Genomic DNA, 16,170 nt, shown 5'->3' with positions numbered 1-16,170 from the left:
TAATGACATGATATCTCTCGCATCCCAGGGCATAAGCGACTCCAAAAACGGGTTCGTATGCCTTAGTTGTAAGTGTCTACCATGTCCCCGAACAAGTGTTCATGATGTGCCCGGACCGTACACCCACGGGGAGAGGGAGAAAACACTAAAAACAGCAACTTGCGTTGCTGTTTTGCTTTTACCTCAGGCTATATTCAGATACTTGTGCGTCTGCATCGACAGACGCCAGTTGCGGGCGATACAGGTTTCAATGCACAGACGCGTGGCGTCGTCTTTCTGGCTGATGGGCTGCAGGGCAATGATGCGCTGCTTTTCGTCCGTCAGTGTCGCCAGCAGTTCATCAAGTGCTTCAATATCACGCACGCGGCCCACCGGATGTTTGATCTCATCCGCACGTTCCAGCGCCTGCGACAGCACATCATACCCGCCGCGCATGTTCACTTTTGGTGACACGGTGACCCAGGTGGAGTGCGAGCAGCGCACTTCGTGGGTGCCGCTGGTTTCAATCTGGCAGCTGTAGCCGTTCTTTTCCAGCAGCTCCGTGAGCGAGGTTAAGTCGTGAATGCAGGGTTCACCCCCGGTGATCACCACATGGCGGGCGGTCCAGCCCTGACGACCGATGATCGCCAGCAGGTCTTCCGCACTCCCGGCACCCCATTTGTCACTCTCTTTGGTTTTGGCCAGAATGCTAAACAGCGACACTTCCCGATCTGCGAGTTTATCCCACGTATGTTTGGTATCACACCAGGCACAGCCAACCGGGCATCCCTGTAATCGAATAAAAATAGCAGGAACGCCAGTGAAGTAACCCTCGCCTTGCAGGGTCTGGAACATCTCGTTAATCGGGTACTGCATAGTCATCTCAGTTTGGGGATAAACGTTAAGTATCGCAGATCCCCGCTTAAGTATCATGCCCGATCGGTGCTTTACGCCCCTATTGCCGCCACAAAGCGGGCCGTTATTTGCTGTGGACGCGTAATTGCGCCGCCCACCACCACCGTATGCGCGCCTAATTCCAGGCAGCGCGCGGCCAGTTCTGGCGTGTCGACGTTGCCTTCCGCGACGACCGGAATCGTCACTGCCGCCAGTACGTCGCGTAAGAATCCACAATCATTTTCACGCAACAGACAGCCTGTCGTATTCGCCGTATAGCCGTGAAGCGTGGTGCCAACGCAGTCAAATCCGAGATCCTGCGCGGTTTTAGCCTCCGCGACGGTTGCGATATCCGCCATCAACAGCAGAGACGGATAGCGCGCGCGGATTTTTTCCACCAGCGCGGCCAGCGTTTCGCCGTTCGGACGCGGGCGGGCGGTAGCGTCGAGGGCAATGATTTCCGGCGTCACCGCCATCAGCTCGTCGACCTCCTTCATCGTGGCGGTGATAAACACCTCGCTGTCCGCATAATCACGTTTGATGATGCCAATCACCGGTAACGAGACAGTCTCTTTGATGGCGGCAATATCCACCACGCTGTTGGCGCGAATGGCAACCGCCCCGCCCTGCGCCGCCGCCAGCGCCATGCGCGACATGATAAATGAACTGTGCAGCGGTTCGTTTTCCAGCGCCTGACAGGAGACGATCAATTTGCCTTTCAAAACATCCAGTACCGTTTTCATTACGCTAAACTCTCTTCGACTTCGTTTTTAATGATGGTGACGTGCGGGCCATAAATGACCTGAACCCCGTTCCCTCGGACGATGACGCCACGTGCGCCGGTCGCTTTCAGTGCCGCTTCGTCAACTTTGCTACCGTCTTTTACGGTCACGCGCAGTCGCGTGGCGCAGCAGTCCACCTCTTCCAGATTTTCTCTACCGCCTAATCCCGCAATCACCGCCGCCGCGCGTTCGCTCTGTGGCAGCGTGCTTTCGACAACCGCCTCTTTCTCGCGACCCGGCGTGGCAAAACCAAAGCGGTTAATCAGGAAACGGAAGGTGAAGTAGTAGAGGAAGAACCACGGAATGCCGACCAGCGGGACGTACATCCAGTGGGTTTTGGCTTCGCCCTGAAGGACGCCAAACAGGATGAAATCGATGAAACCACCTGAGAAGGTCTGGCCGATGGTGATGTGCAGAATATGGGCGATCATGAACGCCAGCCCATCGAAGAAGGCATGGATGACGTATAAAACCGGGGCAACGAACAGGAATGAGAACTCAATCGGCTCGGTTATCCCAGTCAGGAATGAGGTCAGCGCCGCCGAGAGCAGCAGGCCTGCGACGCGCTTTTTATTCTCCGGTTTCGCCGTGTGGTACATCGCCAGACACGCACCCAGCAGACCGAACATCATGGTGATAAAGCGCCCGGACATGAAGCGCGAAGTGCCGATGTAAAATTGCTGGGTATTCGGATCGGCAAGCTGCGCGAAGAAGATTCGCTGCGTACCTTCGACCAGTTGGCCATTAACGATTTCACTTCCGCCCAGCGCCGTGGTCCAGAATGGCAGATAGAAGATATGGTGCAGACCAAACGGGCCGAGCATACGCAGGATAAAACCGTATAAGAACGTGCCGAGATAGCCGGTCGCATCCACCAGCCCGCCAAGCCCAAAAATCATTTTCTGGAAATGCGGCCAGATAACCGTCATCAACGCACCGACCACAATCGCCGCCAGCGAGCTGATAATCGGCACAAAGCGCGAGCCGCCGAAGAAACCGAGGAACTGCGGCAACGCGATTTTGTTGAAGCGATGATGCAATGTGCAGGTCACGAGACCAATCACCACGCCGCCGAACACGCCGGTTTCAAGGGTCTGGATACCGAGCGTCATCCCCTGACCGACCGCGCCCGGGTTTTCATGCGCCAGCGTGCCGGTGAGGATCAAAAGCGCATTGATGGTGGCATTCATCACCAGAAAGGCGAGCAGTGCCGCAAGCCCGGCGGTGCCTTTATCCGTTTTCGCCAGCCCAACGGCCACCCCAACGGCAAACAGCACAGAAAGGTTGGCAAACACAATCGACCCGGCGCTGCTCATAATCGTAAATATGGCCTGAAGCCAGCCGACATCCAGGAACGGGTACGCGGTTAGCGTATTCGGGTTGGATAACGCTCCGCCAATCCCCAGTAGCAGACCCGCCGCGGGTAATACAGCTATCGGCAGCATGAACGATTTACCGAACCGCTGCGCCTTTTCAAACCATGCCCCGGAGGAGGCGCCACTGAACATTTGCATCATATTTTCATTTCCCCTGTTAATGATGAAAATTTTTACCACATAAAATACATAAACTGAAAATTATCACCAATAACCTGGAGGATGATCATACTTTTTTAAAATGACTGGCATCTCGGCCCCACTTTCCGCCACACTAGCCGCAGAGAAACGCATTAAGGATCTTGCATGTCAGAAAATGAAAATCTGCTGCTACGGCTGCGCCAGGGCGTCTCCGGATACAGCCCTACTCAGCAAAAACTGGGCGAGTTCGTATTAAACGATCCTGCAAAAGTGCTGTATCTGACGATCACCGAGCTGGCGCGTGAAAGTGACACCAGTGAAGCGAGCGTGACGCGCCTGTGCCGCGCGCTGGGGTGTAAGGGATATACGGAATTCAAAATGGCGCTGGCGCTGGACGTTCAGCGGATACAGGCGCCGAGCCGAAAAGGTGATGAGATTGATGAGGTGGTTGAGGAGTCAGTGCAGGCGTTGCGCGACACTTCGCAACTGCTCGACAGGGATATGCTGCTAAAAGCGGCGCAAGCGCTGCATCAGTCGCGCTCGGTCTATATTTATGGTGTCGCGGCCAGCGCCATCATAGGTGAATATCTGCATTACAAACTGCTGCGTCTGGGGAAACCAGCTCAGTTATTCAGCGATATGCATCGGGCGTCGATGAACGCCACGACTCTAAACCCGGACGATCTGATTGTGGCCATTTCGAGTTCCGGCTCGACGCGCGATCTGCTGCACGTGGTGAAGCTGGCACGTAAGCGCGGTGCGAAGGTGCTGGCGCTGAGTAACACGCCGCGCAGCCCGCTGGCGTCGATTAGCGATATGTTGCTGGTGGCAGCAAAACCCGAAGGGCCGCTGAGCGCGGGGGCATTGAATGCCAAAGTGGGCGTAATGCTGCTGGTGGAGTTGCTTGCGACGTCGCTGATTACGCTCGACGATCGCTACGGCGATATCAGCCAACAAACGGCGAGCGCCACCCTTCCCTTACTGCTGTAAATCAGCCATAAAAAAACCCGCCGAAGCGGGTTTTTTCTTAAGAGTGAAAGCTCAGTAGATTACTGACCTTTGATCTCTTTACGACCGTTGTACGGAGCTTTTTCGCCCAGTGCTTCTTCGATACGAATCAGCTGGTTGTATTTAGCTACGCGATCAGAACGGCTCATAGAACCGGTTTTGATCTGGCCTGCAGCGGTACCAACAGCCAGGTCAGCAATGGTAGCGTCTTCAGTTTCGCCTGAACGGTGAGAGATAACGGCAGTGTAGCCAGCGTCTTTCGCCATTTTGATCGCAGCCAGAGTTTCGGTCAGAGAACCGATCTGGTTGAATTTGATCAGGATGGAGTTAACGATGCCTTTCTCGATACCTTCTTTCAGGATCTTGGTGTTGGTTACGAACAGATCGTCACCAACCAGCTGGATTTTGTCGCCCAGAACTTTAGTCTGGTATGCGAAACCATCCCAGTCAGATTCGTCCAGACCGTCTTCGATAGAGACGATTGGGTACTGTTTGGTCAGTTCTTCCAGGAAGTGAGTAAATTCTTCGGAGGAGAATGCTTTGTTGCCTTCGCCAGCCAGAACGTATTTACCGTCTTTGTAGAATTCAGATGCTGCACAGTCCATCGCCAGGGTGATGTCTTTACCCAGCTCGTAACCTGCTGCTTTTACCGCTTCAGCGATAACAGCCAGAGCTTCTGCGTTAGAACCCAGGTTAGGCGCGTAGCCACCTTCGTCACCAACAGCAGTACCCATGCCTTTAGATTTCAGAACTTTAGCCAGGGTGTGGAACACTTCAGAACCCATACGGATGGCTTCTTTCAGAGTTTTCGCGCCAACAGGCTGAATCATGAACTCCTGGATATCAACGTTGTTATCCGCGTGCTCGCCACCGTTGATGATGTTCATCATTGGAACCGGCATAGAGTATTTACCTGGAGTGCCGTTCAGTTCAGCGATGTGCTCATACAGCGGCTGACCTTTAGAAGCAGCAGCAGCTTTGGCGTTTGCCAGAGACACAGCCAGGATTGCGTTCGCACCGAAGTTAGATTTGTTTTCAGTACCGTCCAGGTCGATCATGATTTTATCGATGCCAGCCTGGTCTTTGGCGTCTTTGCCAAGGAGTGCCTGAGCGATAGGACCGTTAACCGCACCAACAGCTTTGGTTACGCCTTTACCCAGGAAACGGGATTTGTCGCCATCGCGCAGTTCCAGCGCTTCGCGGGAACCAGTTGAAGCACCTGATGGAGCTGCAGCCATACCAACGAAACCACCTTCCAGGTGAACTTCGGCTTCAACGGTCGGGTTACCACGGGAGTCGATGATTTCACGACCGATGACTTTAACGATTTTGGACATTAGATTTTCCTCAGTACAAGTTAAACTAAAACTCCAGACAAACAACGCGTACCTGAGGTACGCGTTGCCGTTCTAACTTTTTTTACTTCGCCTGACGCTTCTGATATTCGCTAGCGGCTTTCACAAAGCCTGCAAACAGCGGATGTCCGTCACGCGGCGTAGAAGTAAATTCCGGGTGGAATTGACAAGCGACGAACCACGGATGGTTTGGCACTTCAATGATCTCGACTAACTGATCATCCCCGGAACGGCCCGCAATACGCAGACCCGCAGCTTCAATTTGTTTCAACAGCATGTTGTTGACTTCGTAGCGGTGACGATGGCGTTCGGTGATAGTTGGCGCACCGTACATCTTGCGAACCAGACTGTCATCAGATACCTGGCAAGCCTGAGCGCCAAGACGCATCGTGCCACCCAGATCGCTCTTCTCAGTACGGACTTCAACGTTGCCGTCTTCATCGCGCCATTCTGTGATAAGCGCCACAACAGGGTACTTACAGTCTGGCACAAATTCCGTAGAGTTCGCGTTTTCCATCCCGACTACGTTACGAGCGAACTCGATCAACGCAACCTGCATACCCAGGCAAATGCCGAGGTAAGGAATATTGTTCTCACGCGCAAAGCGTGCGGTAGCGATCTTGCCTTCAACACCACGGTAGCCGAAGCCGCCAGGGATCAGAATAGCATCCAGATCTTTCAGAATTTCGACACCGCGCGTTTCAACATCCTGCGAATCAATCAGCTTGATGTTAACCGTTACGCGGTTCTTCAAACCACCGTGTTTCAGCGCTTCAATAACTGACTTATAGGCATCTGGCAGTTCAATATACTTGCCAACCATACCGATAGTCACTTCGCCTGCCGGATTCGCTTCTTCATAGATAACCTGTTCCCATTCTGACAGATTAGCTTCCGGACAGTTCAAGCTGAATCGTTTACAAATATAATCGTCCAGACCCTGTGATTTCAACAGGCCCGGGATTTTATAAATGGAATCGACGTCTTTCAGAGAAATCACAGCCTTTTCAGCAACGTTACAGAACAATGCAATTTTCGCGCGCTCGTTGGCCGGAACGGCACGATCGGAGCGGCAAATCAGGATATCCGGCTGGATACCGATAGAAAGCAGTTCTTTAACGGAGTGCTGAGTCGGTTTAGTTTTCACTTCACCAGCAGCGGCCATGTATGGCACCAGCGTCAGGTGCATGAACAGCGCGTGTTCACGACCGATATCAACCGCCAACTGACGAATCGCTTCCAGGAATGGCAGAGATTCGATATCACCGACCGTACCGCCAATTTCAACCAGCACAACGTCGTGGCCTTCGCCACCTGCGATGATGCGCTCTTTGATAGCGTTGGTGATGTGCGGGATAACCTGAACGGTTGCGCCTAAGTAGTCGCCACGGCGTTCTTTACGCAGAACGTCGGAGTAGATACGACCCGTAGTGAAGTTGTTGCGGCGACTCATTTTGGTACGAATGAAGCGCTCGTAGTGACCTAAGTCCAAATCGGTTTCAGCGCCGTCTTCAGTAACGAACACTTCGCCGTGCTGGATTGGGCTCATGGTGCCTGGATCGACGTTGATGTACGGATCCAGTTTCATCATAGTCACATTGAGGCCACGGGCTTCAAGAATGGCCGCGAGAGAGGCTGCGGCAATGCCTTTACCCAGAGAGGATACAACCCCGCCGGTCACAAAAATATAGTTCGTTGTCATGCTGAACCTGAGAAGTTAGGTTGGAACGATGGAATAACCAAGACGGGAAAGTAGTATACCCGAACACGGCGAGCGCCACAAACTTTCATTCTCCGTCTCCTGTCTCAGGCTTTGACAAACATAGGGAGTGAGAAAATAGCCCCTTTTGGGTAAATGTTTTTGACGCAAATCAAGCGCTTGTCATTTAAAAAATCACACAAATTGCGCTTGATCGCAAAAATCCGTTAGAGATCATGTTCCTGGCGTTTTACTTCCTGCCACACTTCTTCCATCAAATCGAGGTCAACGCCGGTCATTTCCAGGCCGCGCGCCGCAACAATGCGCTCGACTTCGCGGAAGCGACGTTCGAATTTGAGGTTGGCTTTTTGCAGCGCGGTTTCGGCTTTTACCCCCAAATGACGGGAAAGATTGACCGTCGCAAACAGCAGATCGCCCATCTCCTCTTCCAGCCGGGCTTCATCAATCACCGCTTGTTTGGCTTCATCCATCACTTCGTCGATCTCTTCGTAGACTTTGTCGAGCACCGGGCCAAGTGAGGTCCAGTCAAAGCCCACGGCAGAACAACGCTTCTGGATTTTATGCGCACGCATCAGTGACGGGAGGCTCAGCGGAATATCATCCAGTGCCGAATGTTGGGACTTTTCAGCACGTTCAGCACTTTTAATTTGCTCCCAGCGAACCAGCACTTCTTCGCTGTTTCCCGCAGTGGCGTCGCCAAAAATATGCGGATGGCGACGCTCCAGTTTGTCGCTAATGGCAGCACAAATATCATTGAAATCAAAGCGCCCCTCTTCCTGCGCCATCTGCGCATAAAAGACCACCTGGAACAGCAGATCGCCCAGTTCACCGCGCAGATCGTCATAATCTTCGCGCGAGATAGCGTCCAGTACTTCGTAGGTCTCTTCGAGGGTGTACGGTGCGATGGTGGCGAAGGTCTGCTCTTTGTCCCACGGACAGCCGTTTTCCGGGTCGCGCAGACGTTTCATGATGCCGAGCAGGCGGTCGAGTTGAGTTTTATGGTTCGTGACAGTCATACGGCCTCTTTATCATCTTCACTTTGGCTCATGATAACCTGTCGCCGGATGACTGCCATCCTCTATTGTTATACCCGACAGATTAATAGCCCATTCAGAGTGACGAATAAAATAACACCGTAACGGATCGTTTCGTAATCTGCTATATCGTACGCCCGCAGTAGGCTATGACCATAACCGTGATAGCCCACCGCATCGTAGTATCCCGTGATAATGTGAGCAGCACAGCACAACGTTGTAAAAATAATTAATAAAAATCGAGAGGATATGCTTGAATGAATCTTGATCAAGCGATACAACAAATAACAGCCAATGAGAAAAATAACCCCCGTCAAATAATATAAAATGACTGGAAGCCATGGTCTTGAAGAGAAAATAATATCCTGCTCCATACTTAGTGCCTCAAGTCAGTTTCATTATAAGTGGGCATCAATGATAAAACAGTCACTTCATCGCTGATGATTTCAAGCATAAAAAGAGGTTTAGTCATGTCACTCACGCCTTTGACATAGTCTGTCTGATGCAATCTAATGCCGAAGAGATTCCATGACCTTTCTCTCGGCGTGGGAATTCTTCTGGCCATACCATATCCCGATAGCACAAGGTCTATTGTACCGTAAGCAATATCCCCTTGTTTCCCACCATAACCAGCCTTAGATGCCGCGTAATGGTATGCTTCTCTGAGTGGCCCTGAGGCTTCTTCATAAACGGCAAGATAATAACCGTTCTCATAGATATTGTTCAGACCTTGCAGAATCATTGCAGACCCAGGTACCGTTGCACTTCCCCCGGTTGATACACATAGCCCCACGCCGGTAGTAACCTGGCCTATACCTGATAAGAATCCTATTATTTTGGTGTAGAGGTTATATAACTCTGCAGCTCGTTTGTTTTTGTACTCTTGTTCAGCCATCCAGCGTGAATAAATTTTATTATTCATTATCACCGAGCGCTGATAGTTAAGAACAGCCGTTTTATACTTTAATATTTCCTCTCCTCCCAACCATGACAAGCAACTCATTTGAATTTCAGTTTCGACCTGCCTGACCACGTCAATTATTCTGCTAAAATAGTCTGATTGCTTAAAGTAAGAAGGTTCTGTCATCCACAAACGCTGTGCGACAGTCATAAACTCATCTTTCTGAATTTCAAATTCTTCCTTTGATCCATAAAACATTAGTGCCTCCGCTGCGGTTAATTCACATTTAAACTGTCTAAACATAAATATCGGAGAGAGTTTACTGCGTAAAAACATAAAATTGAGCGATCAGATAAGAATTCGGAAATGTGCCCGCTATAGCAAAGAGGCCACCGAGAAATTCAGTGGCCTCCGAGTTATTACCCGCCGTGCAGACGACGCGCGTCAATCACGTCCGGCACCTGGTTCAGCTTACCAAGCACGCGGCCCAGCACCTGCAGGTTGTAGATTTCAATGGTCATATCGATGGTCGCAAGCTGCTCGCGGGTATCGCTGCGACTGGCAACGCCAAGGACATTGACCTTCTCGTTCGCAAGAATAGTGGTGATATCGCGCAGCAGGCCGCTGCGATCGTTGGCGGTGACGCGCACCACCAGCGAGTAGCCCGCAGAGTAACTTTCACCCCAGACCGCGTCGACAATGCGTTCTGGCGCGTGGGATTGCAGCTCGGCCAACTGATCGCAGTCGGAACGGTGAATAGAAATTCCGCGCCCTTGGGTGATAAAACCAACGATATCATCCCCCGGGATCGGCTGGCAGCAGCGGGCGATGTGGTGCATCAGATTACCGACGCCCTCAACTACCACCCGACCATTGTCTTTGCTGCGATGCTGTGGGGCATGGGTTTTCTGCTGAAGCTGCTTCAGCGCCGCTGCATCCTGCTCCGCTGCGCTCGGTTTATTGAACTGCGATTGCAGGAAGTTCACCATCTGGTTAAGGCGAATATCTCCGCCGCCAATGGCCGCCAGCAGCTCATCCAGTTCGTTAAAGTTGTAGCGCGGCAGCAGGTGTTTTTCCGCCTCTTTGATGCTGATACCTAAATGCTCAAGTTCATCATCAAGGATCTGCCGGCCCGCCAGAATGTTTTTGTCCCGGTCTTGCTTACGGAACCACGCGTGAATTTTGGATCGTCCACGGCTGGTGGTGACATAGCCCAGGTTCGGATTCAGCCAGTCGCGGCTCGGGTTCGGCTGTTTCTGGGTGATGATTTCAATCTGATCGCCCATCTGCAGCTGATAGGTAAACGGCACGATGCGCCCGCCGATCTTCGCCCCGATGCAACGATGCCCCACGTCACTGTGGATGTGGTAGGCGAAATCGAGCGGCGTTGAACCTGCTGGCAGGTCCACAACGTCACCTTTTGGCGTAAAGACGTAGACACGGTCGTCAAAGACCTGGCTGCGCACTTCGTCGAGCATTTCGCCGGAATCGGCCATCTCTTCCTGCCACGCAATCAGCTTACGCAGCCACGCAATGCGATCTTCGTGGCCGGTGCGCGTACCGCTCGATGGGCCTTCTTTGTATTTCCAGTGCGCCGCGACGCCGAGTTCAGCATCTTCGTGCATCTGTTTGGTACGGATCTGAATCTCAACGGTTTTACCGCCGGGGCCGAGCACCACGGTGTGGATTGACTGATAACCGTTCGGTTTCGGGTTCGCCACGTAGTCGTCGAACTCATCCGGCAAATGGCGGAAGTGAGTATGCACTATCCCCAGCGCGGCGTAGCAGTCCTGCAGGCGGTCAGCGACGATGCGCACCGCACGCACGTCGAACAGTTCGTCAAAAGCGAGATGCTTTTTCTGCATTTTGCGCCAGATGCTGTAGATGTGCTTCGGACGACCATAGACTTCAGCCCGCACGTTCTCTTCTTTCATCGACTGGCGCAGGCCGCCGACGAACTCATCGATGTAATGCTCACGATCGATACGACGCTCGTGCAGCAGTTTAGCGATTCGCTTGTATTCCGCCGGATGCAAATAGCGGAAGCAGTAATCTTCCAGCTCCCATTTCAGCTGGCCGATACCTAAGCGGTTCGCGAGAGGCGCGTAGATATTGGTACACTCTTTCGCCGCCAGCACGCGTTCATCTTCCGGCGCGTCTTTCACTTCACGCAGGTGTGCAATACGTTCGGCGAGTTTAATCACCACGCAGCGGAAATCGTCCACCATTGCCAGCAGCATACGGCGGACGTTATCGACCTGTTCGGAGGAGACGGAATCCGTCTGGGCCGCTTTCAACTGGCGAATGGCAGCCATGTCGCGCACGCCGTGGATCAACACCACGACGGGATTGCCGACGCTTTCGCGCAGCACGTCTTCGCTCACCACTTCGGCGTCTGCCAGGGGGAAGAGCAGCGCGGCCTGCAGCGTTTCGAGATCCATGTTGAGCATAGAGAGGATTTCGACCATCTCAATGCCGCGCCATAACAGCAGTTCGGCGTCGGCATGTCCCTTGGTCGTTCGCAGACAATAGGCCCAGGTTTCGGTTAAGCGTTCACACGACTGCTGGCTGGAAATCCCCAGACTTGCGATCCATTTTTGTGGGTCAAATTCACCAGCTTTATTGAGATGTGCACTTCTTACCGCAACCATCGTCCTCTCCTTTAGGGACCAGGGCCTGTCGAATTCGACAAGCCGAAATTCATCAGATTTTCGCGAACAACACCATCGATTCCAGATGCCCAGTGTGCGGGAACATGTCCAGCATTGCCAGACGCTGAATTTGGTAACCCGCGCTCAATAATGCCTCACTGTCGCGGGCGAGCGTGGCCGGGTTACAGGAAACATAGACCACGCGTTTTGGCGCGAGTTTAATTATATGCTGCATTACGCCTGGCGCACCGGCGCGTGCCGGGTCGAGCAGAATTTTATCGAAACCGTGCTTTGCCCACGGCTGCAAAGTGACATCCTCTTCCAGATTTTCATGAAAAAATGTCACATTGTGCAACGCATTGCGCTGCGCATTTTCCTGCCCTTTTGCCACCAGAGCCTCGACGCCTTCAACGCCGACAACGCTTGCCGCCCGTTTTGCCAGTGGAAGGGTGAAATTCCCCATTCCGCAGAACAGATCGAGCACTCGATCGCCAGGCTGAACATCCAGCCACTCAACGGCGGTGGCAACCATCTGCTGGTTCACGCCGTCATTTACCTGAATGAAGTCGCGCGGGCTGAACGTTAAGCGTAGCCCGTCCGACACATACCAGGGAGCGTCACCCATAACCTGCTCAAGTATCTCGCTTTGCGGCGCGAGAAAAAGCGCCAGCTCGTGAGAATGCGAAAAGCGTTCCAGTTTTTCGCGGTCTTTGGCAGAAAGTGGCGCAGTGTGACGCAGCACCATCAGCGGAGCGTTGTCGGCCAGCACCAGTTCCACGTGTCCGAGCGAGCGCACGCCTTGCAATTCAGAAAGGCAGTTGCGCAAATGCGGGAGCAATGCTTCAAGACGGGGCACCAAAACAGGGCATTGTTTCACATCGACAATATCAGTGGCGCTACTTTTGCGAAAACCCATTTCCAGCTTTTGCGTTTTTGGCTGGAAGTTAAGGCTCAGACGCGCCCGGCGGCGATATCCCCACGGCTCGCCTGAGATAATTTCGTTTACGTCGTGCTTGATGAGGCGTGCCAGCGCGGTGCTTTTGCTGCGCTGTTGCAGAGCAACGCTGGCATGCTGCTGCTGGCAGCCGCCGCAGACGCCAAAATGCGGGCAGCGAGGCGCGGTGCGTTCCGCGCTATCATTAAGGCGACGCTTCACCCTGGCGCGCGCATACTTGCTCTTGTCTTCCGTCAGGGTGACTTCAGCACGCTCGGTGGGTAATAATCCGGGGATAAACACGGTCTTGCCTTGATGACGCGCAACGCCCTGGCCGAACGGGTCAAGGTCTGTCACATCAACAGTTATGATCTGACGCGTCGTCACGCGTCGCTTTGCAGAGTAGAATTGCGCCATCGCCGAGATTTTTCTCAAATAAACATAATGACCCTAATTGTCCCATAACGGAACTCCATGACCAACTACAGCCTGCGCGCGCGCATGATGATTTTGATTCTCGCCCCGACCGTGTTAATCGGTTTGCTGCTGAGCATCTTCTTTGTTGTGCATCGTTACAACGACTTGCAGCGTCAACTGGAAGATGCGGGAGCCAGCATCATCGAACCGCTGGCCGTCTCCAGCGAATACGGGATGAACCTGCAAAACCGTGATTCACTCGGCCAGTTAATTAGCGTGCTGCACCGCCGACATTCAGAAATCGTGCGCGCCATTTCGGTCTATGACGAGAACAACCATCTGTTCGTGACCTCGAATTTTCATCTCGACCCGAGCGAGCTTAAAATCCCGGACGGCACGCCCTTCCCACGCCATTTGAGCGTGCTGAGGCGCGGCGATATCATGATTCTGCGTACGCCCATCATCTCGGAAAGCTATTCACCGGATGAATCGGTTCAGGCCGACGCCAAGGCCAGTAATAATATTCTGGGATATGTGGCGCTAGAGCTGGATCTCAAGTCGGTGCGTTTACAGCAGTACAAAGAAATCTTCATCTCTACCGTCATGATGCTGTTCTGCATCGGCATTGCGCTCATTTTCGGCTGGCGATTGATGCGTGATGTGACAAGCCCAATTCGCAATATGGTGAATACCGTCGACCGCATTCGTCGCGGGCAACTTGATAGCCGCGTCGAAGGCTTTATGCTCGGCGAACTGGATATGCTGAAAAACGGCATTAACTCGATGGCGATGTCGCTGGCGGCCTATCACGAAGAGATGCAGCATAACGTCGATCAGGCGACCTCCGATCTGCGCGAAACCTTAGAGCAGATGGAGATTCAGAACGTCGAGCTGGACCTTGCGAAGAAACGCGCTCAGGAAGCGGCGCGCATTAAATCTGAGTTCCTCGCCAACATGTCCCACGAGCTGCGAACGCCGCTCAACGGGGTGATTGGCTTTACGCGCCTGACGCTCAAGTCGGAACTTAATCCAACTCAGCGCGATCACCTGCACACCATCGAACGTTCCGCCAATAATCTGCTGGCGATCATCAACGACGTGCTGGACTTCTCCAAACTGGAAGCGGGCAAGCTGATCCTCGAAAGCATTCCGTTCCCGCTGCGCAGCACGATGGATGAAGTGGTCACCCTGCTGGCCCATTCATCGCACGACAAAGGTCTTGAGCTGACGCTGAACATTAAAAATGATGTGCCGGATAACGTGATCGGCGATCCGCTGCGCCTGCAGCAGGTGATCACCAATCTGGTGGGCAATGCGATCAAATTTACCGAAAGCGGCAACATTGATGTGCTGGTAGAACGACGGGCGATCAGTAATAACAAAGTGCAGATCGAGGTTCAGATCCGCGATACCGGAATTGGTATTCCCGAACGCGATCAGTCGCGTTTGTTCCAGGCATTCCGCCAGGCAGATGCCAGTATTTCCCGGCGCCACGGCGGGACCGGCCTTGGGCTGGTGATCACCCAGAAACTGGTGAAAGAGATGGGCGGGGATATCTCCTTCCACAGCCAGCCGAATCGCGGCTCCACCTTCTGGTTCCATATTAATCTCGATCTGAATCCGAATGTGGTGACCGACGGTCCCGTGACCGATTGCCTGCGCGGCAAGCGTCTGGCCTATGTCGAGCCTAATACCGCTGCGGCACAAAGCACGCTGGACGTCCTCAGCACCACGCCGCTAGAGGTGATTTACAGCCCGACATTCTCGGCGCTGGCGGTCGATCATTACGACATTTTGCTGATGGGGATCCCGGTGACATTCACCGGCGAGCTGACCATGCAGCAGGAGCGGCTGGCGAAGGCCGCCTCGATGACCGATTACCTGCTTTTGGCCCTGCCGTGCCACGCGCAGCTTAACGCTGAAGAGTTGAAAAACGACGGTGCTGCCGCCTGTCTGTTAAAACCACTCACCGCCACGCGCCTGCTGCCCGCACTGACGGAATATTGCCGCATTAATCACCACGCGATCCCCGTCACCAGTGACGATCACAAGCTGCCAATGAGCGTGATGGCGGTCGACGATAACCCGGCAAACCTGAAGCTCATCGGCGTATTGCTCGAAGATCAGGTGCATCACGTGGAGCTGTGCAACAGCGGTCCGCAGGCGGTGGAAAATGCCAAGCAGATGCAGTTCGATCTGATTTTGATGGATATCCAGATGCCAGGCATGGATGGCATCCGCGCCTGTGAGCTGATTCGCCAGCTTCCGCATCAGCAACATACCCCAGTGATTGCGGTGACAGCCCACGCGATGGCCGGACAGAAAGAAAAATTGCTGAGTGCCGGGATGAACGATTACCTGGCGAAACCGATCGACGAAGAGAAACTCCACAGCCTGCTGTTACGTTATAAACCGGGCTTCTCTGGCGGAATGTCTTCAGCAACACCAGAGCCCGTAGAGATCAACGTCAACCCGAATGCCACACTCGACTGGCAGCTGGCGCTGCGCCAGGCCGCAGGAAAAACCGATCTGGCGCGCGATATGCTGCAAATGCTGATCGCGTTCCTGCCGGAAATCCGTAATAAAGTGGAAGAGCAGTTGGTGGGTGAGCATCCGGACGATCTGCTGGAAGCGATTCATAAACTGCATGGCAGCTGTAGTTACAGCGGTGTTCCGCGCCTGAAAAGTCTCTGCCATTTGCTTGAACAGCAGCTGCGTTCAGGGACGGCGGAATCCGAGCTGGAACCGGAGTTTCTGGAATTGCTGGATGAGATGGACAACGTGACACGTGAGGCGAGGAAGGTGCTGGGGGTTAATTAGTGCGGTGTGGTGCCCTCACCCTGCCCTCTCCCTGTACGGTCCGGGGACATGGTAGACAGGTGTTCGGGGACATGGTGAACACTATTTAACATCCTTTACCCATGGTGATCGACTTTTTCTTCAGGTCGATCACCCCCACTTTCGTGCTGTACCACCAC

General features: G+C 53.4%; 12 protein-coding genes. 2 read left to right on the top strand and 10 right to left on the bottom strand.

Annotation, left to right across the window (positions count from 1 at the left end; genetic code table 11):
- Window positions 1–183 precede the first annotated feature (183 nt).
- From queE to JBO43_RS22755, 3 genes are all read right to left on the bottom strand, one after another.
- Complete coding sequence (queE, locus tag JBO43_RS22765; RefSeq protein WP_095283150.1) at window positions 184–855, bottom strand: 7-carboxy-7-deazaguanine synthase QueE; 672 nt, start codon at window positions 853–855, stop codon at window positions 184–186.
- A 71-nt stretch (window positions 856–926) separates the two neighbouring features.
- Complete coding sequence (locus tag JBO43_RS22760; RefSeq protein WP_095283152.1) at window positions 927–1,616, bottom strand: N-acetylmannosamine-6-phosphate 2-epimerase; 690 nt, start codon at window positions 1,614–1,616, stop codon at window positions 927–929.
- Window positions 1,616–3,172 carry a PTS transporter subunit EIIC gene (locus tag JBO43_RS22755; RefSeq protein WP_095283154.1) on the bottom strand — a complete coding sequence of 519 codons (1,557 nt, stop codon included), beginning with the start codon at window positions 3,170–3,172 and terminating at the stop codon, window positions 1,616–1,618. The genes JBO43_RS22760 and JBO43_RS22755 overlap by 1 nt, the downstream gene beginning before the upstream one ends.
- Before the next feature lie 165 nt (window positions 3,173–3,337).
- Here JBO43_RS22755 and JBO43_RS22750 point away from each other — a divergent pair, with 165 nt between their 5' ends.
- A complete protein-coding gene (locus tag JBO43_RS22750; protein ID WP_103946570.1) occupies window positions 3,338–4,162 on the top strand; it encodes a MurR/RpiR family transcriptional regulator in 825 nt (274 codons plus the stop codon).
- A 59-nt stretch (window positions 4,163–4,221) separates the two neighbouring features.
- Here the strand turns inward: JBO43_RS22750 and eno are convergent, their stop codons facing one another.
- The 7 genes from eno to rlmD form a co-directional block, all read right to left on the bottom strand.
- Window positions 4,222–5,517, bottom strand: coding sequence for a phosphopyruvate hydratase (gene eno / locus JBO43_RS22745; protein ID WP_095283158.1), 1,296 nt, complete (start codon window positions 5,515–5,517; stop codon window positions 4,222–4,224).
- An 82-nt stretch (window positions 5,518–5,599) separates the two neighbouring features.
- Window positions 5,600–7,237: a glutamine hydrolyzing CTP synthase gene (gene pyrG / locus JBO43_RS22740; RefSeq protein ID WP_095283160.1), complete on the bottom strand. Its 1,638-nt coding sequence runs from the start codon at window positions 7,235–7,237 to the stop codon at window positions 5,600–5,602.
- 224 nt (window positions 7,238–7,461) lie between these two features.
- Window positions 7,462–8,271 carry a nucleoside triphosphate pyrophosphohydrolase gene (mazG, locus tag JBO43_RS22735; protein WP_202675161.1) on the bottom strand — a complete coding sequence of 270 codons (810 nt, stop codon included), beginning with the start codon at window positions 8,269–8,271 and terminating at the stop codon, window positions 7,462–7,464.
- A 68-nt stretch (window positions 8,272–8,339) separates the two neighbouring features.
- Complete coding sequence (locus JBO43_RS22730) at window positions 8,340–8,663, bottom strand: hypothetical protein (RefSeq protein WP_103949234.1); 324 nt, start codon at window positions 8,661–8,663, stop codon at window positions 8,340–8,342.
- Window positions 8,664–8,665: 2 nt separating this feature from the next.
- The gene (locus JBO43_RS22725; protein WP_202675160.1) at window positions 8,666–9,448 is read right to left on the bottom strand and encodes a DUF4225 domain-containing protein; all 783 of its coding nucleotides are present in this window, start codon (window positions 9,446–9,448) and stop codon (window positions 8,666–8,668) included.
- A 161-nt stretch (window positions 9,449–9,609) separates the two neighbouring features.
- Entirely contained in the window at window positions 9,610–11,841 is a 2,232-nt protein-coding gene (relA, locus tag JBO43_RS22720) for a GTP diphosphokinase (protein ID WP_095283164.1), read from the bottom strand.
- Window positions 11,842–11,893: 52 nt separating this feature from the next.
- Complete coding sequence (gene rlmD, locus JBO43_RS22715) at window positions 11,894–13,192, bottom strand: 23S rRNA (uracil(1939)-C(5))-methyltransferase RlmD (RefSeq protein WP_202675158.1); 1,299 nt, start codon at window positions 13,190–13,192, stop codon at window positions 11,894–11,896.
- 57 nt (window positions 13,193–13,249) lie between these two features.
- On the opposite strand from rlmD, the gene barA reads away from it, so the two are divergent.
- Window positions 13,250–16,012 (top strand): two-component sensor histidine kinase BarA, encoded by a 2,763-nt coding sequence (gene barA, locus JBO43_RS22710; RefSeq protein WP_095283167.1) that lies wholly within the window; start codon window positions 13,250–13,252, stop codon window positions 16,010–16,012.
- Window positions 16,013–16,170: the final 158 nt, after the last annotated feature.

Source organism: Lelliottia jeotgali (assembly GCF_016771845.1).
In the GTDB taxonomy this organism is placed as follows: domain Bacteria; phylum Pseudomonadota; class Gammaproteobacteria; order Enterobacterales; family Enterobacteriaceae; genus Enterobacter; species Enterobacter jeotgali.
Note: the sequence above shows the minus strand (reverse complement) of the source record. Positions and strands in the feature narration are given on the sequence as shown.

Excerpts from the sequence above, each read along its gene's own strand:
- eno (WP_095283158.1), bottom strand. The coding sequence starts at position 5,517 with ATGTCCAAAATCGTTAAAGTCATCGGTCGTGAAATCATCGACTCCCGT.
- barA (WP_095283167.1), top strand. The coding sequence starts at position 13,250 with ATGACCAACTACAGCCTGCGCGCGCGCATGATGATTTTGATTCTCGCC.
- queE (WP_095283150.1), bottom strand. The coding sequence starts at position 855 with ATGCAGTACCCGATTAACGAGATGTTCCAGACCCTGCAAGGCGAGGGT.
- JBO43_RS22730 (WP_103949234.1), bottom strand. The coding sequence starts at position 8,663 with ATGGAGCAGGATATTATTTTCTCTTCAAGACCATGGCTTCCAGTCATT.
- relA (WP_095283164.1), bottom strand. The coding sequence starts at position 11,841 with ATGGTTGCGGTAAGAAGTGCACATCTCAATAAAGCTGGTGAATTTGAC.
- JBO43_RS22755 (WP_095283154.1), bottom strand. The coding sequence starts at position 3,172 with ATGATGCAAATGTTCAGTGGCGCCTCCTCCGGGGCATGGTTTGAAAAG.
- pyrG (WP_095283160.1), bottom strand. The coding sequence starts at position 7,237 with ATGACAACGAACTATATTTTTGTGACCGGCGGGGTTGTATCCTCTCTG.
- JBO43_RS22725 (WP_202675160.1), bottom strand. The coding sequence starts at position 9,448 with ATGTTTTATGGATCAAAGGAAGAATTTGAAATTCAGAAAGATGAGTTT.
- rlmD (WP_202675158.1), bottom strand. The coding sequence starts at position 13,192 with ATGGCGCAATTCTACTCTGCAAAGCGACGCGTGACGACGCGTCAGATC.
- mazG (WP_202675161.1), bottom strand. The coding sequence starts at position 8,271 with ATGACTGTCACGAACCATAAAACTCAACTCGACCGCCTGCTCGGCATC.
- JBO43_RS22750 (WP_103946570.1), top strand. The coding sequence starts at position 3,338 with ATGTCAGAAAATGAAAATCTGCTGCTACGGCTGCGCCAGGGCGTCTCC.
- JBO43_RS22760 (WP_095283152.1), bottom strand. The coding sequence starts at position 1,616 with ATGAAAACGGTACTGGATGTTTTGAAAGGCAAATTGATCGTCTCCTGT.